Below are 20,821 nucleotides of genomic sequence, written 5' to 3'. Positions count from 1 at the left end.
TCCTCCCCCGCGAGGTGCAGATGCCGCGCACAGCCCCGGCCCCGAGCCCGGACACCGTCGAGCAAGCGGTCTCGATCGACCTCAACGCCGATCTCGGCGAGGGCTTCGGCCGCTGGACGCTCACCGACGACGAGCAGCTCCTCTCCGTGGTGACCAGCGCCAATGTGGCCTGCGGCTTCCACGCCGGGGACGCGGCCACCATGCGGCGGGTGTGCGAACTCGCGGCCGGACGCGGGGTGCGCATCGGGGCCCAGGTCTCGTACCGCGACCTGGCCGGCTTCGGGCGGCGCTCCATGGACGTCCCGGCGGCGGAACTCGCGGCCGAGGTGGCGTACCAGATCGGGGCACTCGAGGTGTTCGCCCGCGCGGCGGGCGCGCGCGTGGCGTACGTGAAGCCGCACGGCGCGCTCTACAACCGGGTGGTCCGCGACGAGGAGCAGGCCGCCGCCGTCGTCGAGGGCGTCCTGCTCGCGGACCGGACCCTGCCGGTCCTGGGGCTGCCGGGCTCGCGGCTGCACGAGGCGGCGACGGCGGCCGGACTCCCGGTCGTGCCCGAGGCCTTCGGCGACCGGGCCTACCGGGCGGACGGCTCCCTGCTGCCGCGCGGGCAGACGGGCGCGGTCGTCAGCGATCCCGAGGCGGTCGTGGAGCGCTCGGTGGCCATGGCCCGGTCCGGGGTGGTCACGGCCCACTGCGGGAGTCCCGTCGCCGTCCGGGCCCGGTCGCTGTGCCTGCACGGCGACACCCCGGGCGCGGTGGACCTCGCCCGCCGGGTGCGGGAGCGCCTGGAGGCCTCCGGGGTACGGGTGGAGGCCTTCGCGTGACGGCCTCCGCCGTGCGCGTGCTGCGGGTGGGCGAGCGGGGTCTCCTGGTGGAGCTGGGCGGCGGCGAGGAGACGGAGGCGTTCCACGCCGAGCTGCTGCGGCGGCGGAAGGACGGCACCCTGCCCGCCGTACGGGAGATCGTGCCGGCGGCACGGACGGTCCTGCTCGACGGGGTGGCGGACCCGGAGCGGCTCGCGGCGGAGATGACCGGCTGGCGGCCGGGGCCGCCGCACGCGCGCGTGGGCGAGGCCGTCGGGATACCGGTCCGCTACGACGGCCCGGATCTGCCAGAGGTGGCCGAGCGGTGGGGGGTGTCGGTCGAGGCGGCGGTACGCATACACACAACGGCCGAGTTCCGGGTCGCCTTCTGCGGCTTCGCGCCGGGCTTCGGATATCTGACGGGTCTCCACGAGCGGTACGAGGTGCCGCGCCGGACCACTCCGCGTACCGCCGTCCCGGCCGGCTCGGTCGCGCTGGCGGGCCCGTACACGGGCGTGTACCCGCGCTCCTCCCCCGGTGGCTGGCAGCTGATCGGCACCACGGACGTGGTGCTGTGGGACACCGGCCGGGAACCGGCCGCGCTCCTCGCCCCCGGCACCCGTGTCCGGTTCACGGACGCGGGTCTTCCGGGACAGGGGCGTCCTGTTCGGGATTCCGGAGCGGAGGGCGGGCGATGAGTGACAGGGCCGTCGCCGTCGTGCGGGCCGGGGCGCTGACCACGGTCCAGGACCTGGGACGCGGCGGGTACGCGCACCTGGGAGTGCCCCGTTCGGGGGCCCTCGACCCGGCGGCCGTAGGACTCGCCAACCGGCTCGTCGGCAATCCCGGGACGGCGGCCGTCCTGGAGACCACCGTCGACGGCTGCGCCCTTCGGCCCCGCTGCGCGGTGACGGTCGCGGTGGGCGGCGCCCCCTGTCCGGTCCGGGTCGACGGGCACCCGGCCCCCTGGGGCACCTCGGTCCGGGTGGGCGCCGGGTCCGTGCTGGAGATCGGCGCGGCGGTGCGCGGCCTGCGCGCGTACGTGGCGTTCGGCGGGGGGATCGATGTCGAGCCGGTACTCGGCAGCCGCTCCACCGACCTGCTGTCCGGACTGGGTCCGGCGCCGCTGGTGTCGGAGGCGGTGCTGCCGCTGGGGCCGGGCCCGGCCGTGCGTCCGCCGGTGGACGCGCCGCCCTGGCCGGGGCCGCCGGACGCGCTCGTCCTCCGGGTGCGGTTCGGGCCCCGCGACGACTGGTTCACCGCCGGGGCGCTCCGCGCCTTCGCCACGCGCGCGTACCGGGTGTCCCCGGCGAGCAACCGCATCGGGCTGCGCCTCGAAGGCCCCGCTCTGGAGCGGGCCGTGCCGGGAGAGCTGGCGAGCGAGGGCATGGTCCTCGGTGCGGTCCAGGTGCCGCCGGACGGGCGCCCGGTCGTGTTCCTCGCGGACCATCCGACGACGGGGGGCTATCCGGTGGTCGGGGTGGTGCGTGGGGCCGATCTGGGGGCGGTGGCGCAAGCGGTGCCCGGGACGCCGGTGCGATTCATTCCGGTGCGCTGACATCCTCCTGGGGCGGCGGGCCGGGCGGCGGTCCGTAGCCCCCGCCGCCGGGGGTGCGCAGGACGAGGACGTCGCCGGGGCCCACCTCCGTGGTGGCGGATCCGCCGAGGTGCTCCACGGTGCCGTCGGCCCGTTCCACCAGGTTCTCGCCGAGGGCGCCGGGTTCGCCGCCCGCCATGCCGTACGGGGGGACCCTGCGGTGTCCGGTGAGGAGGGCCACGGTCATCGGTTCCAGGAAGCGGATGCGGCGCTCCACCCCGTGTCCGCCGCGCCAGCGTCCGCGCCCGCCGGCGTCCTGCCGTACCGCGAAGGAGTCGACCCGCACCGGGTGGCGCCATTCCAGGATCTCGGGGTCGGTGAGCCGGGAGTTGGTCATATGGGTCTGGACGGCGTCGGCGCCGTCGAAGCCTTCGCCCGCGCCCGAGCCGCTCGCGACCGTCTCGTAGTACTGCACGCGCGCGTTGCCGAAGGTGACGTTGTTCATGGTGCCGGAGCCCTCGGCCTGGACGCCGAGGGCGGCGTAGAGGGCCCCGGTGACGGCCTGGGAGGTCTCGACGTTCCCCGCGACGGTGGCGGCGGGGTGCACGGGCGCGAGCATGGAGCCGGGCGGGACACGGATCTCCAGGGGTTCCAGACAACCGCTGTTGAGCGGGATGTCCTCGTCGACGAGGGTGCGGAAGACGTACAGGACGGCGGCCGTGACGACGGCCGTGGGCGCGTTGGCGTTGCCGGGGAGCTGAGGCGAGGTCCCCGTGAAGTCGAGGACGGCGGAGCGCCGTTCGCGGTCGACGCGGACGGCGACCCGGACGACCGCGCCGCCGTCGGTCTCGTAGCGGAAGGCGCCGTCGTCCAGGCGGGCGACGAGCCGGCGTACGGACTCCTCGGCGTTGGCGCGGACGTGCCGCATATAGGCCCGGACGACGTCGAGCCCGAACTCCTCCACCGTCCGGCGCAGTTCCTCGATGCCCTTCTCGTTGGCGGCGATCTGGGCGCGCAGGTCGGCGAGGTTGGTGTCGGGGTCGCGGGAGGGGTACCGGGCGCCGGTGAGCAGGGCCCGGGTCTCGGTCTCGCGCAGTCGCCCGTCCCGTACGAGGAGCCAGTTGTCGAAGAGGACGCCTTCCTCGTCCACCGTCCGGCTGAACGCGGGCATGGAGCCGGGGGTGATCCCGCCGATCTCGGCGTGGTGGCCGCGTGAGGCGACCAGGAAGCGGAGTTCGTGCCCCGTGTCGTCGAAGACCGGGGTCACGACGGTGACATCGGGCAGATGGGTGCCGCCGTGGTAGGGGTCGTTGATCGCGTAGACGTCGCCGGGGCGCAGGTCGTCGCCGCGTCGGCGCAGTACCTCCTTGATGGATTCGCCCATGGAGCCGAGGTGGACGGGGATGTGGGGCGCGTTGGCGATGAGGTTGCCCTCGGCGTCGAAGAGCGCGCAGGAGAAGTCGAGGCGTTCCTTGATGTTGACGGACTGGGCGGTGTTCTCCAGCCGGACGCCCATCTGCTCGGCGATGGCCATGAAGAGGTTGTTGAAGACCTCCAGGAGGACGGGGTCCACGTCCGTTCCGGCCGCCACGCGAGCGGGGCGGGGGGTGACGCGGCGCAGGACGAGGTGTCCGGGGTCGGTGGCGGTGGCCCGCCAGCCGCTGTCGACGACGGTGGTGGCGTCGGCCTCGGCCAGGAGCGCGGGTCCGTCCACGGTGTCACCCGGCCGCAGGTCGTCCCGGCGGTGGAGGGGCGCGTCGTGGGGTGTGCCGGCGCTGTGCATCCGGACGGTGGTGCGGGGCGGTCCGGCGCTGCCGGCCCGCTCGTCCGGTGCCGTCGGCTCGACGTGCACGGGACCGTGCGGGCCCGCGCTGCCGACGGCTTCCATGGTGACGGCCGCGACGACGAGCGGCCGGTCCATGGTGAATGCGTACCGTGCGCGGTGGACGGCCGTGAACTCGGTTTTCAGCTGTTCTGCGGGGGCGAGGTCGACGGGCAGGCTCGCGTCCGTTCCGGCGTATCGCAGGAGTACGCGTGCGTGTGTGGTGATCGCCCGGTCCGGCAGGCCGTCGGCGCGCAGCTCCGCGCGCGTCCGCTCGGCGAGTTCCTCGCACAGGGCCGTCACGCGCGCGTGGGTGCCGGGGTCGTCGAGTTCGGCCTCTACGGACCGCTCCCGCATCGCGGTGGCGTCGGCGAGTCCGATGCCGTAGGCGGAGAGGACACCGGCCAGCGGCGGTACGAGGACGGTGTCGACGCCCAGGGCGTCGGCCACGGCGCAGGCATGCTGGCCACCGGCGCCGCCGAAGCTGGTGAGGGCGTACCGCGTGACGTCGTGTCCGCGCTGGACGGAGATCTTCCTGACGGCGTTGGCCATGTTGAGGACGGCGATCTCCAGGAACCCCGCGGCGACCTCCTCGGGGGTGCGGTCGCCGCCGACCTCCTCGGCGAGGGCCGTGAACCGCTCCCGTACGACTTCGGCGTCCAGGGGCAGGTCGCCGTTCTCCCCGAACACGGCGGGGAAGTGGGCCGGCTGGACGCGGCCGAGCATGACGTTGGCATCGGTGACGGTGAGGGGTCCGCCCCGGCGGTAGCAGGCGGGCCCGGGTACGGCGCCCGCCGAGTCGGGGCCCACCCGGTAGCGGCGCCCGTCGTAGTGGAGGACGGATCCACCGCCCGCCGCGACGGTGTGGATGCTCATCATCGGCGCCCGCATCCGCACCCCGGCGACCTGGGTGCCGAGTTCCCGCTCGAAGACGCCGGCGTAGTGCGACACATCGGTCGAGGTGCCACCCATGTCGAAGCCGATGACCCGGTCGTGCCCTGCCTGCGCGGAGGTGCGCACCATGCCCACGACGCCGCCGGCCGGTCCGGAGAGGACGGCGTCCTTGCCACGGAAGTGGGCCGCCTCGCGCAGTCCGCCGTTGGACTGCATGAACATGAGGCGGACCCCGGCGAGTTCGCGGGCCACCTCGTCGACGTACCGCCGCAGGATCGGCGACAGATAGGCGTCGACGACGGTGGTGTCCCCGCGCGGGACGAGCTTGATGAGCGGGCTGACTTCGTGCGAACAGCTGACCTGGGTGAAGCCCGCTGCGGTGGCGAGGGCCGCGACCCCGGCCTCGTGGTCCGGGTGGCGGTAGCCGTGCAGGAGGACGACGGCGGCGGAACGGAGCCCGTCGCGGTGGGCGGCGGCCAGTGCCTCGGTGACGGCCCGCTCGTCCAGGGGCCGGACGACCCGTCCGTGGGCGTCGACGCGTTCGGGTACCTCGATCACGCGCGCGTAGACCGATTCGGGGAGCACGATGTGCCGGTCGAAGAGCCTGGGCCGGTTCTGGTAGGCGATGCGCAGGGCGTCCCGGAAGCCCTCGGTGACGAGGAGGACGGTCGGCTCGCCGCGCCGCTCGAGGAGCGCGTTGGTGGCGACGGTGGTGCCCATCTTGACGACGGCGATCCGGTCGGCCGGGACGGGGTCGTCGGGCCCGAGGCCCAGGAGGAGACGGATTCCGGCGACGGCCGCGTCGGCACGGCGGGCCGGGTCGTGGGAGAGCAGCTTGCGGGTGACGAGCCGCCCGTCGGGCCGCCTTCCCACGATGTCGGTGAAGGTGCCGCCCCGGTCGATCCAGAACTCCCAGCGCCCGTTCATCTCCCCATTGTGGCCGCGAGCGCGGCGGCGAGGGCGTCATCGGCGCGGGTGTCGAGCGGGGCGGTTCCGGTGCCGTCGGCCCAGTGGCGCAGTTCGGCGGCGGCGAGCAGAAGGAGCAGCGGGAGCAGGTCGCGGCTGCGCCGCAGGAGCCAGCCGGTGCCGGCGGTGGCGAGCCACAGCGCGCCCTCGGCGCGGGTCGGGGGCGGCAGGACGGGCTCGCGCCCACGAGGTGCGCCGTGGGCGAGTCCCCGCTCGGCGAGCATCTGGTGGAAGCCCTCGGCGACGGCCCGGTGGCCCCGCTCGCCGGGATGGAGCCGGTCGGCGCTCCACAGGGCGCGGTCCCGGGTCCAGGCGTCGTCGGCGAGATGCAGGTGGACGGCCCCGTACCGGGCGGAGAGGGCGTGTACGACGGCGTTCACCGAGCGCTGGCGTCGGGCGAGCGGGCGGGCCAGTGGCGGCGGCAGGCCGAGCATCCGGCCGGGGTCGGGCAGGCACGCGGTGAGGAGCACGGCCCCGACGGCGTCCAGGTCGGCGCGGACTCGGTTCAGGTGGCGGGCGACGCTCCCGATGTCGAAGCCGTGGCGCAGGGTGTCGTTGACCCCGACGACGACGGAGGCGAGGTGCGGGCCGAAGGCGAGGGCGCGGGGCGCCTGGCGTTCGGCGACATCACCGCAGAGGGCCCCGCTGACGGCGAGGTTCAGGAAGGCCGTCTTCCCGCCGTCGGCGGCGAGCCCGTCGGCGAGGAGCGGTGCCCAGCCCCGCCAGACCCCGTCCACCCGGTCCCCCACGCCCTCGCTGAGCGAGTCCCCGAGCACGACGAACCGGGCCACAGGCACCCGTACCGACGGGGCCGAGGGCGCGACGGCCGACGGGCGCGCGAGAGCGGCCGTGGTGGGCCCCTCGTCCGGTGTCATCCGCGCACCTCCTCGGGCAGGCGCGGCTCCGTCGCCGGGACGGTGGCGTCGTGGGCGCGGAGGAAGGCGGCTACGGCGCGGTCCCAGGTGAAGACCTCGGCACGCGTGCGTGCCGCCTCGCGGCGGGCGGTCTCCGGGAGGGCGAGCAGCCCGCGCGCCGCGGAGGCGAAGGCGCCCGGGGTGTCCCCGGCCGAGGCACCCGCGGTGCCGACGACCTCGGGGAGTGCGGAGGAGGCGCTGACGACGACGGGGGTCCCGCAGGCGAGGGCTTCGAGGGCGGAGAGCCCGAACGTCTCCGCCGGTCCGGGGGCGAGACACACGTCGGCCGCCGCCTGGAGGTCCGCCAGGGCTTCCCTGTCGGCGACGTGCCCCAGGAAGCGCACCGGCAGCCGCCGTTCCCTCGCGCGCCGCTCCAGGGCGCCCCGCAGCGGTCCGTCGCCCGCGACCACCAGGGCCGCCGCCACGCCCGCGTCCCGCAGCTCGGCGAGGGCGTCCAGGGCCGTGCCGGGCCTCTTCTCGACCGAGAGGCGCGAGCAGAGCAACAGCAGCACCCGCTCCCCGTCCGCGTACCGGGCCCGCAGGACGGTGCTGCGCCGGCCGGGCCGGCACCGGTCCAGGTCCACGCCGAGCGGGGCCCGTACGACGTTGCGGGCCCCGATCCGTACGAACTCGCGTTCCGCCCACTCCGTGGTGCAGACGATCCGGGCGAACGCCCAGGCGGTACGGCGGTTGAGCCGGTCCGCCGCGCGGGCCGCGAGGGCCGGCGGCGCGCCCCAGGTGCGCAGCACCCCGTCGGCCGTCTCGTGGGAGACCATCACCGACGGCACGCGCGCGCGTCGCGCCCACTCCCCCGTCCACCGCAGGGTCGTACGGTCCGAGACCTCGATCCGGTCGGGTGCGAGGTCGTCCAGGACCCGGCGCACCCGGCGCCGGTCGGCGAGCACCCGGTATCCGCCGGTGCCGGGCAGGACCGGGCCGGGCAGGGTGATGACCCGCCCCTGCTCGGTACGGACGTCACTGGCGACGTCGCCGGGGACGACGAGGACGGGTTCGTGCCCGGCCGCCAGATAGCCGCGGCCGAGCTGGTCGAGGGCGGTCCGCAGGCCGCCCGAGGTGGGCGTCACGAAGTTCGCGAGCCGGACGATCCGCAGCCCGCCGCCCCGGCTGTTCACACCCCCGTCCCCGTTCACAGCCTCATAGCGGTTCACACCCTCGTAGCGGTTCACACCTCCGTGGCCGGTCACGCCGCCACCGCCGTCCGCTCGCGCAGGACCTCCAGGTAGTGGCCGATCAGCTCGTCGCCGAGGGCCTCCCAGGTGCGGCCCTCGACGGCCGCCCGCCCCGCCAGGCCGTACGCCGCGCGCAGTTCGGGCGAGGCGGCGAGGGAGGCGACCGCCGTACGGAGCGCGGTCGGGTCGCCCGGGGGTACGAGGAGTCCGGTGCGCCCGTGGTCGACCAGGTCCAGGGGTCCGCCGGCGGCCGGGGCGATCACCGGGACGCCGCTAGCCATGGCCTCCTGGACGGTCTGGCAGAAGGTCTCGAAGGGGCCCGTGTGGGCGAAGACGTCGAGTGAGGCGAAGATCCGCGCGAGCTCGGCGCCGGTGCGGCGGCCCAGGAACCGGGCGCCCGGCAGCGCGGCGCGCAGCGCCGGTCCGCTCGGCCCGTCCCCGACGACGACCACCCGTATGCCGGGGAGTCCGCCCGCTCCGGCGAGGAGGTCCACGCGCTTCTCGGGGGCGAGGCGGCCCACGTAGCCCACGAGGAGTTCCCCGCCGGGGGCGAGTTCCCGGCGCAGGGCGTCGTCGCGCAGCTCGGGCCGGAAGCGGGTCGTGTCGACCCCGCGCCCCCAGAGCCGGACGCGGCCTATGCCGTGCTCCTCCAGGTCGCGGACGGCCGCGGAGGACGGGGCGAGGGTGCGGTCGGCGGCGCCGTGGACGGCCCGCAGACGGCGCCATGCGGCGCTCTCGCCGGTTCCCACGTAGGTGCGGGCGTATCCGGCGAGGTCGGTCTGGTAGACGGCGACGGCGGGGATGCCGAGCCGTGCGGCGGCCGTCATCCCGCGTACTCCGAGGACGAACGGGCCCGCGAGGTGGACGAGGTCGGCGCGGTGGGCGGCGATGGCGGCGGCGACCCGGCGGCTGGGCAGGGCGACCCGTACCTGCGGATAGCCGGGCAGGGGGAGGGAGGGCACCCGGACGACGGCGCACGGCGCTTCGGCGTCGGCCGTCTGGTCGGCTGCGGCGGGGGCGATGACGAGCGGGGTGTGGCCCCGCCGGACGAGGTGGCGCGCGGTCTGCAGGGCGCAGTGCGCCACACCGTTGACGTCGGGAGGGAAGGATTCGGTGACGATGACGACACGCATACGGGTGTTGTCGTCGCGTCCGGCGTGTCCTCGTCAACGTCGATCTGGACAGGGAGGGAACGTCCCATGAGCGTTTCGCGCGGTGCCCGTCCGGGGCCGGGCGGGACCGGCTCCGGGGCGGTGGGTCCGGGGACGGCGCCGGTCGTGAACCGAGCCGGGAACGTGCGGCCGGGAACCTGCGGCCGGGTACGCGCGGCGAGGAGGCCCGGCAGGTCCCCCGCCGCCCCCGTGCTCCGGGGCGGGGCCACGCTCGGCGGGTTCTCCGCCGGGGGCCGCGCCGCCCCGGAGCCGGGTGACGGGCTGACCGGGTCAGACCTGGAGGTCGGGCCCTATCCGGTTGCGCACCGCCGTCTGGACCTCGACTTCCTCGGCCGGGTCCGCGGCGAGGCGGCGCAATCGTTCGGCGACGCGTACGTCCCCGGTCTCGGCGTGCTGGGCCGCCACCTCGCGGGTGGTCTCCTCGCAGTCCCAGAGGCATTCGACGGCGAAGCCCGTCGCGAAGGTGGGGTCGGTGGCGGCGAGGGCGCGGGCCACGCGACCGCGGAGCTGGGAGGAGGCCGTCTCACGGTAGACGTGGCGCAGTACGGGCGCCGCGCAGGCGATGCCGAGGCGTCCGGCGCCGTCGACGAGACCGGCGAGGACGGGGGCGTCGGGGCCTTCGGAGCGGACGGTGTCACGGAGCGCGCCGAGGACGGAGGGGGAGTCCTGGGCGGTGCCGCGGCAGGCGAGCACATCGGCGGCGGCGGCGCCGAGGGCGTCGGTCCTGCGGACCCACGCGCGGGCGCGAGCGACGGCGTCATGGCCGCACATCCGCCGGTAGGCGGCGACGGCGGCTTCGGCGACCTCGTGGGAGTCTCCGTCGGCGGCGGCCTCGACCAGGTCCAGGACGGCGGGGTCCTGTGACTGGGCGAGGTGGTGCAGGGCGGCGCCCCGGGCTCCCGCCGCGCCGTGCCGGGCGGCGGCGAGGAGTTCGGGCCGGTCCTCGGGTCCCGCGACGGCGGTGAGGCAGCGGGCGGCGGGACCGTACAGCACGGCTCCGCGTTCGTACCCCTCCTGCGCCCAGTCGAGGACGGCGCGCACGCTCCAGCCGGGACGGGGCCCGGCGGGGCGCATCTGGCGCTGCCAGCGGTCGAAGGAGCCCTGTTCGCGGGCGGCCCTGATCCGGGCGCCGACGGCGTCGCGCCGGTCCTCGGCCCACAGGCGCCACGGGCGGGGCTCGTAGGCGTCGCGCACGACGCCGGCCAGTTCGGCGTCGCCCTCGGCGTCGGCCGGGAAGCGGGCGAGTACGGGCAGGGCGAGCGAGCGGAGTCCGGCGTCGTCGTCGCGGAGCGCCAGCTCGTCGAGGGCCCAGGCCCAGTTCGTGCCGGTCGCGGCGTAGCGCCGGAGCAGGAGCAGGGCGTCCTGGCGGCCGTAGGACGCGAGGTGCCCGAGGACGGACAGCGCGAGCCCGGTCCGGGACTCCTCGGTGTCGAGGTGGTCCTCGGCGCCGAAGAGGTGGGCCTCGATCTCGTCGAGACCGCCGTGGAGGTCCAGGTAGAGACGGGCGTAGTACAGGGAGCGGTTCTCGACCCGCCAGTCGTGGCGGGGGTCGTCGAGAACGCAGTGGTTCAGGGCCGCGAGGGCCTCGGCGCGTGGCGCGGCGAGGGCGTGCAGGGTGCCGTCGCCGCGGCCCCGCTGCAGCAGGCCGAGCAGGGTGCCGCTCGGCGCTATGACTGGATCGAACATGGGAAGACGCCTCACATCAAGCTGTCGACACGACCGGGGGAGACCGGGATGACCCGGGTCGGGCGGTACATCGCCCGTACGCCTAGGCCGCGCGGCAACATGTCGGGCCGCTCGTCGTGTTTCGCCTGCCAGTGACCATCTTCCTCAGCCTCTCGTCGGTGGCCCGTTTTGCCGGGCCCGACGTCATGATGACCCACCCATTTCGCCACCGCGACCACATTTACGACGCCGCTCTCACCTGGGGTTCAGTGTCCGTTCACCGGACTCCGAACAGCTCCAGGAGTTCGGTCTTGCCGAACATCCTGGCGGTGTCCACGGCGGACGGAGTCCCGGCTTCCGGATTCGCGCCGCCGGTGAGGAGGGCGCGGACGACGGCGTCCTCGCCCTTGAAGACGGCGCCGGCGAGCGGGGTCTGGCCGCGGTCGTTGGCGCGGTCGGCGTCGGCACCGCGCGCGAGGAGGGCGGCGACCGCGGCGGCGTGGCCGTGGTAGGCGGCGAGCATGACGAGGGAGTCGCCCTTGTCGTTGGTGAGGTTCGCGGGCACGCCCGCGTCGACGTAGGCGGCCAGCGCGTCGGCGTCCCCGGTGCGGGCGAGGCCGAAGACCTTGGCCGCCAGCTCGATGACCTCGGGGTCCGGAGTCTCGCTCATCGGGTGGGACCGCCTCTCCTGCTGTGTCGGGCCGCGCACGGCGAGCGCCGCCGTACGAGTGAATCGACAGGGTACTGCCCGTTCGGTGACATGACCTCGCCCGACCGAGGCAAAGATCACGGCAGTCCGCGGCCGGAACCCTCCTCTAACGCACGCCGGGCATTTCGCCACTCGGAGGCCTGTTCGACGTCCGCCGGTCAAGTGAAATCACCCGTTTTTCACTCGAATGCACCTTTAGTCACATAGATACTTGCTGTGAACTTGGAAGGACTCATGGTGACTGTCCCCTCAACCAGGAGAACAACCAATGATCCTGTCCATCTCAGGCGTGGTCCTGCTCGGCATCATCTGCTTCCTGTTCTTCAAGAAGGACGGGATGAAGGCCTCGCACGCCCTCGTCAGCGCGCTGTTCGGCTTCTACCTCGCGGGTACCGCCATCGCCCCGAGCATCACGGCGGGCGGCCAGAGCCTCGCCGGCCTGCTGGGCGGGATCAAGTTCTGACGCCCTTCCGTCCCTTCCACCACTTCAGGAGTACTTCGTGGCCCGGCGACCACTCCCCCGCATTCTGAGCAGCGGCAGCGCACAGATCGCTCGTAGCCGAGAGATCGCGCGAACGGCCGCCGACAGCGCCACCGACGTGCTCCATCCGCTGATCACGGTCTCCCGCGGTCTGCGGAAGCTGGCCGCGACCGCGCGCGCCAAGTGGGCCGCGACCCCCAAGGAGCGGCGTGGTCCCACGCTGCTCCTGGTCGCGGCCTGCGTCCTGGTCATCGCCCTCGTGCCGTACGGGCCGCTCCTCGCGCTCGTCACGCTCATGGGCGCGGCCGCGTGGAAGGGACGCGAGCGCCCGGTCGTGAAGACCGGGCCCGACGACGCGGAGATCGCCCGGCTCAAGGGGCTCTACGAGGCCCTCGTGCCGTACTTCTCCGTGGCCGAGGACCCCGCCCCGCTGTTCGCCCACGGCGGCGACTGGAGCGAAGCCTTCGACGAGTACGCCTTCGACGAGGACGGGCGGCCCACCCGGCTGAGGATCGCGTACCCCCCGTACTTCACCGATGGCGAGCCCACCGCACGCGCGCGCATCGAGCAGCTGCTGCACGCGAAGTCCGGGCGCGGCCGGGAGTACCGCTTCGACTGGGACGAGGAGGGCAACCGGCTCGTCCTGAGCGTGCTGCCCGCCCTGCCCACCACGATCGCCGCCCAGCGCTTCGTGACCGTGCCGGGCGAGACGGTGCTCGGCTTCACCGACGCGGACGCCGTCCAGCGGACCGTGCCGGTGGTCGCGGCGGACGGCACCGAGGACGCGCCCGCCGTGGTCTGGCGCACCGGCCCCCGCTCCACCGAGCCGCATCTGCTCGTCGTCGGCCAGCCCGGCAGCGGCACCACGTCCCTGCTGCGCTCGATCGCACTCCAGGCCCTCCCCCACGGCGACGTCCTGATCGTCGAGGGCGGCGGCACGGGCGAGTACGCGTGCCTCACCGGCCGGGACGGCGTCCTGGCCGTCGAGTGCGGCCTCTCCGGCGCCCTGACCACCCTGGAATGGGCGGCGCACGAGACGGAGCGCCGGCTGATCGCCGCCAACCGGGCCCGCCAGGCGGGCCACACGGCGCCCGAGGACACCCGGCGCCCGCTGTGGATCCTCCTCGACCGTCCGAGCGTCCTGGGGCACCTGGCCGCCGCCGACGGCCGCCCCGACCCGCAGGAGCTGCTCCAGGTCCCGCTGCGGCACGGGCGCGCCGCGCAGGTCACCGTGGTGGTCGCCGAGCAGTTCGACAGCGCGGACACGCTGAGCGAGGCGGTACGCGCCCACACCAGGGCCCGCGTCGTGCTCGGTCCGGCCGCGCCGGAGCAGATCGCGGCGGTCCTGGGCGCCTCGCCGCACACCACTCCCACGCCGGAGGTCCCCGCCGGCCGCGGGTACGCGCGCCTGGGCACCGGCCCCGTCCTGCGGCTCCAGGTGCCGGCCACGCCCGACCCGTACGACGACGCGACCAGCGAGGCCCACCGCAAGGCCGTGCTCGAACTGCTCCCGGAGCGCCGGACGGTCACCACCAAGGCGGTCGAGACCGTCCCCGGCTCGGCCGTCGAACCGGCTCCGGCCCCGCGCGCCGAGCCCGACCCCGGACCGGCGCCGCTCCACACGCCGGTCCCGGCGGAGGGCTGAGCCCCGGAGAACCCGAAGAGGCCGGTACGGACTCCAGGTCCCTACCGGCCTCTTCGCGTGCGGGCCGCTCCACGCGCGCGTGGGAACGCCCACGCGCGCGTCACGCCCAGCGCCTACGCCACGAAGGACCGAGGCGGCTCGGCCCCGCCGCCCGCGCCCGACTCGACCAGCCGGGCCGCGGCGGCCAGTCGCGCGGCGGCCTCGTCCGCGACCGGGCCGCCGACCGTGAAGGGCAGCCGTACGAAGCCCTCGAAGGCCCCGTCCACGCCGAAGCGCGGGCCCGAGGGGACACGGACGCCGACCCGCTCCCCCGCCTCGGCCAGCCGGGAGCCGGAGAGGCCGCCGGTGCGGACCCAGAGGGTCAGACCGCCGCGCGGAACCGAGAACTCCCACTCGGGCAGCTCCCTGCGCACCGCCGTGACAAGCGCGTCCCGGTTCCCCCTCGCCTGGTCGCGGCGGAGGGCCACCGCCTCCTCCCAGCCGCCCGTCCGCATCAGCCAGTTCACGCCCAGCTGCTCCAGGACGGGGGTGCCGAGGTCCGCGTACGCGCGCGCGGCCACCAGGGAACGGATCACGTCGGGCGCCGCCCTGACCCAGCCGATGCGCATGCCGGCCCAGAAGGCCTTGCTGGCCGAGCCGACCGTCAGGACGGTGGAGCCCGCCGGGTCGAAGGCGCAGACCGGGCGGGGCATCTCCAGGTCGTCGTCGAGATGCAGCTCGGTCATGGTCTCGTCGACGACGAGGACCGTCCCGGCCGAGCGGGCCGCCTCCACCAGCTGCCGGCGCTGGTCCTCGTCGGCGAGCGCGCCGGTCGGGTTGTGGAAGTCGGCCACCACGTACGCGAGGCGGGGTGCCGCGTCCCGCAGCACCTGGCGCCAGCGGCCCAGGTCCCAGCTCCCCAGTCCTTCGGACATGGCCACGGGGACGAGCCGGGCACCGGCCTCCCGCATCAGCTGGAGGATGTTCGCGTACGAGGGGGACTCGACGGCGATCCGCTCACCGCGTCCGGCGAAGAGGTGGCAGATGGCGTCCATGGCGCCCATCGCCCCGGTCGTCACCATGATCTGCTCGGGCATGGTGGGGATGCCCCGTGCCGTGTAGCGGTCGGCGAGCATCTGCCGCAGCGCGGGCAGTCCCGCCGGGTAGTCCCCGTGCGTGTGGGCGTAGGGCGGCAGCTCCTCCAGGGCACCCTGGACGCCCCGGGTGAGCCAGGGTTCGGGCGCGGGCAGCGCGGCGCAGCCCAGGTCGATCATCGAGCCGAGGGCCTCCGGGGGCAGCGGTTCGAGTCCACGCGCGGGAAGCGGGTTCCCGGCCGGTACGGCGGTCCAGCTGCCGGCTCCCCGCCGTGACTCCAGGAAACCTTCGGAGCGGAGCGCCTCGTAGGCGGCGGCCACCGTCGTACGGCTGACCGTGAGGGCGACGGCGAGTTCCCGCTCGGCGGGCAGGCGGGCGGCGACCGGGACCCGGCCCTCCAGGACGAGCAGACGGATGCCGTCGGCGAGGGCCCGGTAGGCGGGGGGCTTGCGGGCGCCGGGGCCGGCGGGCCTGGGCTGCTGCGCCTGGAGCTGCCGGGCGAGCTGAGCCGGTCCTACCGCCGAAGTCCACTGGGCCATCGAAATCAGTCCACCTTCCGCGAATTGGCCATGGTTGGCCCCCGGTCCACCGCCACAGAGTGTCATGAGCCAGTCCACCGACACCACCCTGGGGGAAAGTCCCTTGTCCATCGCCTCCGGCCGCCACGGCCGGCACCTCGGCCGCCGGCTCGTCCAGCTCTACATCGGGCTGACGCTGTACGGGGTCAGCTCGGCACTGCTGGTGCGCAGCGGTCTCGGCCTCGAACCCTGGAACGTCCTCCACGAGGGCCTGGCCGAGCGGACCGGTCTGACCATCGGAGTGGTGTCGATCATCGTGGGCGCGGCGGTACTGCTGCTGTGGATACCGATCCGGCAGCGCCCCGGTCTGGGAACCGTCTCCAACGTGTTCGTGGTCGGCCTGGCGATGGACGGCACCCTGGCCCTGGTGCCGGACGTCCACCCCCTGACCGGGCGGATCCCGCTCCTCGCGGCCGGGATCGTCCTCAACGGGGTCGCGACCGGTCTGTACATCGCGGCCCGCTTCGGCCCCGGCCCGCGCGACGGCCTCATGACCGGACTGCACCGGCTGACCGGCTGGTCCATCCGTCTGGTGCGGACGGCGATCGAGGTGGCGGTTGTCGCCACCGGCTTCCTGCTCGGCGGCTCGGTCGGCGTCGGCACGGTGCTGTACGCCCTGGCCATCGGACCGCTCGCCCAGTTCTTCCTGCGCCGGTTCGCCGTGCCCGAGCCGGACTCCGGCAGCACCGCCGTCGCCCCGGGGACACCGGAACAGGCCATACTGCGGCCGTGACTCGCGTACGCCACCCCTATCTCGACCATCCCTCACCCCTCCCGTTCGCCCACCGCGGCGGCACGGCGAACGGCCTGGAGAACACCGCGGCCGCCTTCCGCCGGGCCGCCGCCGCGGGCTACCGCTACTTCGAGACCGATGTGCACACGACCTCGGACGGGGCGCTCGTGGCCTTCCACGACGCGACCCTCGACCGCGTGACGGACGTCTCGGGCCGGATCCGCGACCTGCCCTGGGACGCGGTGCGGGAGGCCCGTGTGGCGGGTGAGGAACCGCTGCCGCTCTTCGCGGACCTCCTGGAGGAGTTCCCCGAGGCCCGGTGGAACGTGGACCTCAAGGCCGAGTCGGCCCTGCTCCCGCTGATCGACCTGATCCGGAGGACCAACGCCTGGGACCGGGTCTGCGTGGGCTCCTTCACCGAGGCCCGGGTGGCGCGGGCTCAGCGCCTCGCGGGCCCCCGGCTCGCCACCTCGTACGGGGTGCGCGGGGTGATCGGGCTGCGGCTGCGTTCGCTCGGCATCCCGGCGGCGCTGCGGGCCGGGGCCGTGGCGGCGCAGGTGCCGGAGCGGCAGGGCGGCATCCCGGTCGTGGACAGGCGGTTCGTCCGGGAGGCACACGCGCGCGGGCTCCAGGTCCACGTGTGGACGGTCAACGATCCGGCCCGCATGCACTCTCTCCTCGACCTGGGCGTGGATGGCATCATGACCGATCAACTGGAGACGCTGCGCTCGGTGCTGACCCAGCGGGGTGTGTGGGTCTGAGCGCACGTGCCGGTGACACCGTTCCGGGCTCACCGGGCCGGTCCACGGGGATGAACGAGGGGGCGGCCTTGACCGCAGAGACCACAGAACCGGAGGAGTACGCCATCGGGCCCGCCGAACGCCGGCGGGAGCAGCGGGGCTGGTACTTCTACGACTTCGCGTGCTCGGTGTACTCGACGAGCGTGCTGACCGTGTTCCTGGGGCCGTACCTGACCTCGGTGGCGCGGGCGGCGGCCGACGCCGAGGGCTTCGTGCACCCGCTGGGGATCCCGGTGCGGGCGGGCTCGCTCTTCGCGTACGCCGTGTCGGCCTCGATCGTGGTCGCGGTGCTGGTGATGCCGCTGGTGGGCGCGGTGGCCGACCGTACGGGACGGAAGAAGCCGCTGCTCGCCGCGTCGGCGTACCTGGGCGCGACGGCCACGGCCGGGATGTTCTTCCTGGACGGCGACCGGTATCTGCTCGGCGCCTTCCTGCTCATCGTGGCGAACGCCTCACTGTCGGTCTCGATGGTGCTCTACAACGCCTATCTGCCGCAGATCTCCGAGCCGGACGAGCGGGACGCGGTGTCCTCACGCGGCTGGGCCTTCGGCTACACGTCCGGCGCCCTCGTCCTCGTACTGAATCTGGTGCTCTACGCGGGCCACGACTCCTTCGGCCTCACGGAGGGCGAGGCGGTCCGGATCTGCCTGGCCTCGGCCGGTGTGTGGTGGGGCGCCTTCACCCTGGTGCCGCTGCGGCGGCTGCGTGACCGGCGGATCGGCCCGGAGGGCCGGGAGCGGTCCGGAGGGGGCTCGGTCGGCAGCGGCTGGCGCCAGCTCAGGGAGACCCTGAAGGACATGCGCCGGCATCCGCTGACGCTGTCGTTCCTGCTCGCCTACCTGGTCTACAACGACGGCGTGCAGACGGTGATCTCGCAGGCCTCGGTGTTCGGCTCGGAGGAGCTGGGCCTCGACCAGACGACGCTCATCACGGCGGTCCTGCTGGTCCAGGTGCTGGCGGTGGCGGGGGCGCTCGGGATGGGGCGACTCGCCCGGTCGTACGGCGCCAAGCGGACGATTCTGGGATCGCTCGCGGTGTGGACGCTGATCCTGGTGGCGGGGTATTTCCTGCCCGCCGACGCGCCGGTGTTCTTCTACTGTCTGGCGGCCGCGATCGGCCTGGTGCTCGGCGGGAGCCAGGCGTTGTCGCGTTCGCTGTTCTCGCATCTGGTGCCGCGCGGCAAGGAGGCGGAGTACTTCTCGGCGTACGAGATGAGCGATCGGGGGCTCAGCTGGCTGGGGCCGCTCGTGTTCGGTCTCGCGTATCAGCTGACCGGGAGCTATCGGGATGCGATCATCTCCCTGGTGATCTTCTTCGTGGTCGGCTTCGCCCTGCTCGCCCGGGTCCCGGTGCGGCGCGCGGTGGAGGCCGCGGGGAACCCGATACCGGACCGTTTTTAGACGTGGAACCGAAAGGGCGGTAGTGTACGCGTTTGGCCTGCCAGGCGGACCGTTACTGCGTGCTGCTTTGGTGAAGACACCGGGTTACTTCTGCCGCCAGATGTGACAAAACGGGCACTGGTGGGTACAACAAGGGGCGGCACGACGGGCGACGCATGTCCCGGCACGGGAATCTTTACCGCCGACCGGACGTTGACCGGATAACGACGACAGCGACACCTGTCCTGTGGGCGACAAGCCCGGGAGGCACGATTCATGAGTGAGCGAGCTCTTCGCGGCACGCGCCTCGTGGTGACGAGCTACGAGACCGACCGCGGCATCGATCTGGCCCCGCGCCAGGCCGTGGAGTACGCATGCGAGAAGGGCCATCGTTTTGAGATGCCCTTCTCGGTGGAAGCGGAAATTCCGCCGGAGTGGGAATGCAAGGTCTGCGGAATCCAGGCACTCCTGGTGGACGGGGACGGACCTGAGGAGAAGAAGGGCAAGCCTGCGCGTACGCACTGGGACATGCTCATGGAGCGACGCACCCGCGAGGAGCTGGAGGAGGTCCTCGCCGAAAGGCTGGCCGTCCTGCGTTCCGGCGCCATGAACATCGCCGTGCATCCGCGAGACAGCCGCAAGTCCGCCTAGCGGAACCGGCACGAACGACGCCGCGGGGCCCGGTACACGATCTGTGTACCGGGCCCCGCGGCGTTCGGCGGCGTTCGTGCGCGACCACGACGCCACCGTGCCCCCGCTCCCGGGCGGGAGCGGGGGCACGGTGGCAGTGGGACCTCAGGACGTCAGGGCATCAGCGGCGGCCTGGGCTCGTCGGCCCTGCGGGGGCCCTGGGCGCCGTCCTCGCGAACGACCTCACCCTGCACGACCTTCCTCCCGTCCGGCCGGTGCATCCGGGCCTGCTGAAAGGCGTCCTGGAGGCTGCCGGGCGGCGCGGCGCTCATCCGGCGCTCGACGGCCTTCTCGGCGTACCGCCCGAGGAAGGAGCGGACCGGCGGGACGAGCAGGAGCAGACCGACCGCGTCCGAGAGCAGCCCGGGGATCATCAGGAGCAGACCGCCGAGCATCAGGAAGCCGTTGCGGTCCTCGGCGCCGGTCCGCTCCGGCGCGCCGGGCATCGCGCCCGTCTGCGCCGCGGCCTGGGCCTGCTGGAAGGTCGAGGTGAGGTTGGCGAAGGCACGCCGGCCCGCCCGCTTGACGACGGCGGCACCGAGTACGGCGCCGCCGACGAGCAGGGCGAGGACGGTGAGCCCGCCCGCCGCGTTCGCCACCAGCGTGAGCAGCCAGATCTCCAGGACCAGCCAGGCGGCGATGCCGAGCGGAAGGTACTTGCGCGCGCGTGAGCGCTTGGGGGCGAGGGGAGGCGGTGCGCCGGTCGTCATGATGCCCAGTGTGCCTGGCGCCCCGCCGGAACGTCGTAAAGGGAAGATCAGAAGGGGCTCAGGAGGACTTGCGGCCGAGCAGCTTGCCGACCTTCTCCGCGCGCGCCGCCAGACCCCAGCCGGTGACCCGCCACAGCGCCTCGACGACGATGTTCCGGCTCATCTTCGAGTCGCCGATCTCCCGCTCCACGAAGGTGATCGGGACCTCGACGACATGGAAGCCGGCGCCGATCGCGCGGCGGGCCAGGTCGACCTGGAAGCAGTAGCCGGCCGAGGCCACGTCGTCCAGTCCCAGGCCCTCCAGGGTCTCCTTGCGGAAGGCCCGGTAGCCGCCGGTGACATCGCGGAGCGGCACGTCGAGCATCACGCGCGAGTAGAGGCTGCCGCCGCGGGAGATGAACTGGCGGGACTTCGGCCAGTTCACGATCCGCCCGCCCGGCACCCAGCGGGAGCCGAGGACGAGGTCCGCGCCCTTGAGGGCGGTGAGCAGCCGCGGCAGTTCCTCGGGCTGGTGGGAGCCGTCGGCGTCCATCTCCACGAGCACACCGTAGCCCTGCTCGATGCCCCAGCGGAAGCCGGCGAGGTAGGCCGCGCCGAGCCCCTCCTTGCCCTTGCGGTGCAGGACGTGCACATGGTCGTCCTCGGACGCGATCTCGTCCGCGAACTTGCCCGTGCCGTCGGGGCTGTTGTCGTCGGCGACGAGAACGTGCGCCTCGGGTACGGATTCCCGTACCCGCGCGACGATCGGCTTGATGTTCTCCGCCTCGTTGTAGGTCGGAATGATCACCAAGGCCTTGCCGAGCGGGCCGTAACGCCTCTGGCCACCGTCGTTCACTACTGCCCCTTCGGATACATACACAGGGCCCCCACCATAGCGAGGTCCTCGGCGTGCTCCGGCGCGGCGGGTCGGGTGGGACGGGTGACACGGTGGGGCGGAACGGACCACCGGGACAGATCGCGTGCGGTGCGGGGCCCGTCGTCCTTCGGTCCGACCTGGGATCCGCTGGCTGCGGGTCGACCGAGAGCCGTTGTCTACTGAACGTCCGGGCCCCACCCGGG

Annotated in this window: 18 protein-coding genes; 9 read left to right on the top strand and 9 right to left on the bottom strand. The window is 73.9% G+C overall.

All coding sequences use genetic code 11. The annotated features are described in order from the left end of the window. The first annotated feature begins 20 nt into the window (after window positions 1-20). From ABT154_RS28965 to ABT154_RS28955, 3 genes are read left to right on the top strand one after another with little or no spacing between them, the layout of a single operon-like run. The gene (locus ABT154_RS28965; protein ID WP_351860595.1) at window positions 21-824 is read left to right on the top strand and encodes a LamB/YcsF family protein; all 804 of its coding nucleotides are present in this window, start codon (window positions 21-23) and stop codon (window positions 822-824) included. Next, window positions 821-1,501: a 5-oxoprolinase subunit B family protein gene (locus ABT154_RS28960; RefSeq protein ID WP_351860593.1), complete on the top strand. Its 681-nt coding sequence runs from the start codon at window positions 821-823 to the stop codon at window positions 1,499-1,501. The genes ABT154_RS28965 and ABT154_RS28960 overlap by 4 nt, the downstream gene beginning before the upstream one ends. Further along, window positions 1,498-2,361: a 5-oxoprolinase subunit C family protein gene (locus tag ABT154_RS28955; protein WP_351860591.1), complete on the top strand. Its 864-nt coding sequence runs from the start codon at window positions 1,498-1,500 to the stop codon at window positions 2,359-2,361. Before ABT154_RS28960 ends, ABT154_RS28955 begins: the two co-directional genes overlap by 4 nt. Here the strand turns inward: ABT154_RS28955 and ABT154_RS28950 are convergent. The 6 genes from ABT154_RS28950 to ABT154_RS28925 form a co-directional block, all read right to left on the bottom strand. Next, window positions 2,345-5,983 carry a hydantoinase B/oxoprolinase family protein gene (locus ABT154_RS28950; RefSeq protein ID WP_351860589.1) on the bottom strand — a complete coding sequence of 1,213 codons (3,639 nt, stop codon included), beginning with the start codon at window positions 5,981-5,983 and terminating at the stop codon, window positions 2,345-2,347. The genes ABT154_RS28955 and ABT154_RS28950 overlap by 17 nt on opposite strands. After that, on the bottom strand, window positions 5,980-6,897 hold the full coding sequence (locus ABT154_RS28945; protein WP_502969609.1) for an SGNH/GDSL hydrolase family protein: 918 nt from the start codon (window positions 6,895-6,897) through the stop codon (window positions 5,980-5,982). The genes ABT154_RS28950 and ABT154_RS28945 overlap by 4 nt, the downstream gene beginning before the upstream one ends. Beyond that, window positions 6,894-8,069, bottom strand: coding sequence for a glycosyltransferase (locus ABT154_RS28940; protein ID WP_502969611.1), 1,176 nt, complete (start codon window positions 8,067-8,069; stop codon window positions 6,894-6,896). Before ABT154_RS28940 ends, ABT154_RS28945 begins: the two co-directional genes overlap by 4 nt. A 68-nt stretch (window positions 8,070-8,137) precedes the next feature. Further along, window positions 8,138-9,259 carry a glycosyltransferase family 4 protein gene (locus tag ABT154_RS28935; protein WP_351860587.1) on the bottom strand — a complete coding sequence of 374 codons (1,122 nt, stop codon included), beginning with the start codon at window positions 9,257-9,259 and terminating at the stop codon, window positions 8,138-8,140. Between the two features lie 309 nt (window positions 9,260-9,568). Next, on the bottom strand, window positions 9,569-10,984 hold the full coding sequence (locus tag ABT154_RS28930) for a HEAT repeat domain-containing protein (protein ID WP_351860585.1): 1,416 nt from the start codon (window positions 10,982-10,984) through the stop codon (window positions 9,569-9,571). Between the two features lie 256 nt (window positions 10,985-11,240). After that, window positions 11,241-11,633, bottom strand: coding sequence for an ankyrin repeat domain-containing protein (locus ABT154_RS28925; protein ID WP_317878811.1), 393 nt, complete (start codon window positions 11,631-11,633; stop codon window positions 11,241-11,243). Window positions 11,634-11,940: 307 nt separating this feature from the next. Between ABT154_RS28925 and ABT154_RS28920 the strand changes: the two genes are divergently transcribed. Both ABT154_RS28920 and ABT154_RS28915 read left to right on the top strand, forming a co-directional pair. Beyond that, complete coding sequence (locus ABT154_RS28920; RefSeq protein WP_015032212.1) at window positions 11,941-12,135, top strand: hypothetical protein; 195 nt, start codon at window positions 11,941-11,943, stop codon at window positions 12,133-12,135. Between the two features lie 37 nt (window positions 12,136-12,172). After that, a complete protein-coding gene (locus tag ABT154_RS28915; RefSeq protein ID WP_351860583.1) occupies window positions 12,173-13,798 on the top strand; it encodes a hypothetical protein in 1,626 nt (541 codons plus the stop codon). Window positions 13,799-13,911: 113 nt separating this feature from the next. Here ABT154_RS28915 and ABT154_RS28910 read toward each other — a convergent pair whose 3' ends face one another. Next, window positions 13,912-15,411, bottom strand: coding sequence for an SCO1417 family PLP biosynthesis transcription factor (locus tag ABT154_RS28910; RefSeq protein ID WP_351860581.1), 1,500 nt, complete (start codon window positions 15,409-15,411; stop codon window positions 13,912-13,914). A gap of 64 nt (window positions 15,412-15,475) precedes the next feature. Between ABT154_RS28910 and yczE the strand changes: the two genes are divergently transcribed. From yczE to ABT154_RS28890, 4 genes are all read left to right on the top strand, one after another. Further along, window positions 15,476-16,183, top strand: coding sequence for a membrane protein YczE (gene yczE / locus ABT154_RS28905; protein ID WP_351860579.1), 708 nt, complete (start codon window positions 15,476-15,478; stop codon window positions 16,181-16,183). Continuing rightward, on the top strand, window positions 16,180-16,944 hold the full coding sequence (locus ABT154_RS28900; RefSeq protein ID WP_351860578.1) for a glycerophosphodiester phosphodiesterase family protein: 765 nt from the start codon (window positions 16,180-16,182) through the stop codon (window positions 16,942-16,944). The genes yczE and ABT154_RS28900 overlap by 4 nt, the downstream gene beginning before the upstream one ends. Before the next feature lie 50 nt (window positions 16,945-16,994). Continuing rightward, entirely contained in the window at window positions 16,995-18,383 is a 1,389-nt protein-coding gene (locus tag ABT154_RS28895) for an MFS transporter (RefSeq protein ID WP_351860576.1), read from the top strand. Window positions 18,384-18,638: 255 nt separating this feature from the next. Further along, the gene (locus ABT154_RS28890) at window positions 18,639-19,013 is read left to right on the top strand and encodes an RNA polymerase-binding protein RbpA (RefSeq protein WP_015032218.1); all 375 of its coding nucleotides are present in this window, start codon (window positions 18,639-18,641) and stop codon (window positions 19,011-19,013) included. A 152-nt stretch (window positions 19,014-19,165) separates the two neighbouring features. Here the strand turns inward: ABT154_RS28890 and fxsA are convergent, their stop codons facing one another. Then, the gene (gene fxsA / locus ABT154_RS28885) at window positions 19,166-19,762 is read right to left on the bottom strand and encodes an FxsA family membrane protein (protein ID WP_351860574.1); all 597 of its coding nucleotides are present in this window, start codon (window positions 19,760-19,762) and stop codon (window positions 19,166-19,168) included. 58 nt (window positions 19,763-19,820) lie between these two features. After that, entirely contained in the window at window positions 19,821-20,597 is a 777-nt protein-coding gene (locus ABT154_RS28880) for a polyprenol monophosphomannose synthase (protein WP_351860572.1), read from the bottom strand. Window positions 20,598-20,821 lie beyond the last annotated feature (224 nt).

Origin of the sequence: Streptomyces sp. NPDC001728, from assembly GCF_040297565.1 — a bacterium.
Classification (GTDB): domain Bacteria; phylum Actinomycetota; class Actinomycetes; order Streptomycetales; family Streptomycetaceae; genus Streptomyces.
Note: the sequence above shows the minus strand (reverse complement) of the source record. Positions and strands in the feature narration are given on the sequence as shown.

Excerpts from the sequence above, each read along its gene's own strand:
- fxsA (WP_351860574.1), bottom strand. The coding sequence starts at position 19,762 with ATGACGACCGGCGCACCGCCTCCCCTCGCCCCCAAGCGCTCACGCGCG.
- ABT154_RS28920 (WP_015032212.1), top strand. The coding sequence starts at position 11,941 with ATGATCCTGTCCATCTCAGGCGTGGTCCTGCTCGGCATCATCTGCTTC.
- ABT154_RS28950 (WP_351860589.1), bottom strand. The coding sequence starts at position 5,983 with ATGAACGGGCGCTGGGAGTTCTGGATCGACCGGGGCGGCACCTTCACC.
- ABT154_RS28955 (WP_351860591.1), top strand. The coding sequence starts at position 1,498 with ATGAGTGACAGGGCCGTCGCCGTCGTGCGGGCCGGGGCGCTGACCACG.
- ABT154_RS28930 (WP_351860585.1), bottom strand. The coding sequence starts at position 10,984 with ATGTTCGATCCAGTCATAGCGCCGAGCGGCACCCTGCTCGGCCTGCTG.
- ABT154_RS28925 (WP_317878811.1), bottom strand. The coding sequence starts at position 11,633 with ATGAGCGAGACTCCGGACCCCGAGGTCATCGAGCTGGCGGCCAAGGTC.
- ABT154_RS28965 (WP_351860595.1), top strand. The coding sequence starts at position 21 with ATGCCGCGCACAGCCCCGGCCCCGAGCCCGGACACCGTCGAGCAAGCG.
- ABT154_RS28895 (WP_351860576.1), top strand. The coding sequence starts at position 16,995 with ATGAACGAGGGGGCGGCCTTGACCGCAGAGACCACAGAACCGGAGGAG.
- ABT154_RS28945 (WP_502969609.1), bottom strand. The coding sequence starts at position 6,897 with ATGACACCGGACGAGGGGCCCACCACGGCCGCTCTCGCGCGCCCGTCG.
- ABT154_RS28890 (WP_015032218.1), top strand. The coding sequence starts at position 18,639 with ATGAGTGAGCGAGCTCTTCGCGGCACGCGCCTCGTGGTGACGAGCTAC.
- yczE (WP_351860579.1), top strand. The coding sequence starts at position 15,476 with ATGAGCCAGTCCACCGACACCACCCTGGGGGAAAGTCCCTTGTCCATC.
- ABT154_RS28910 (WP_351860581.1), bottom strand. The coding sequence starts at position 15,411 with ATGGCCCAGTGGACTTCGGCGGTAGGACCGGCTCAGCTCGCCCGGCAG.
- ABT154_RS28935 (WP_351860587.1), bottom strand. The coding sequence starts at position 9,259 with ATGCGTGTCGTCATCGTCACCGAATCCTTCCCTCCCGACGTCAACGGT.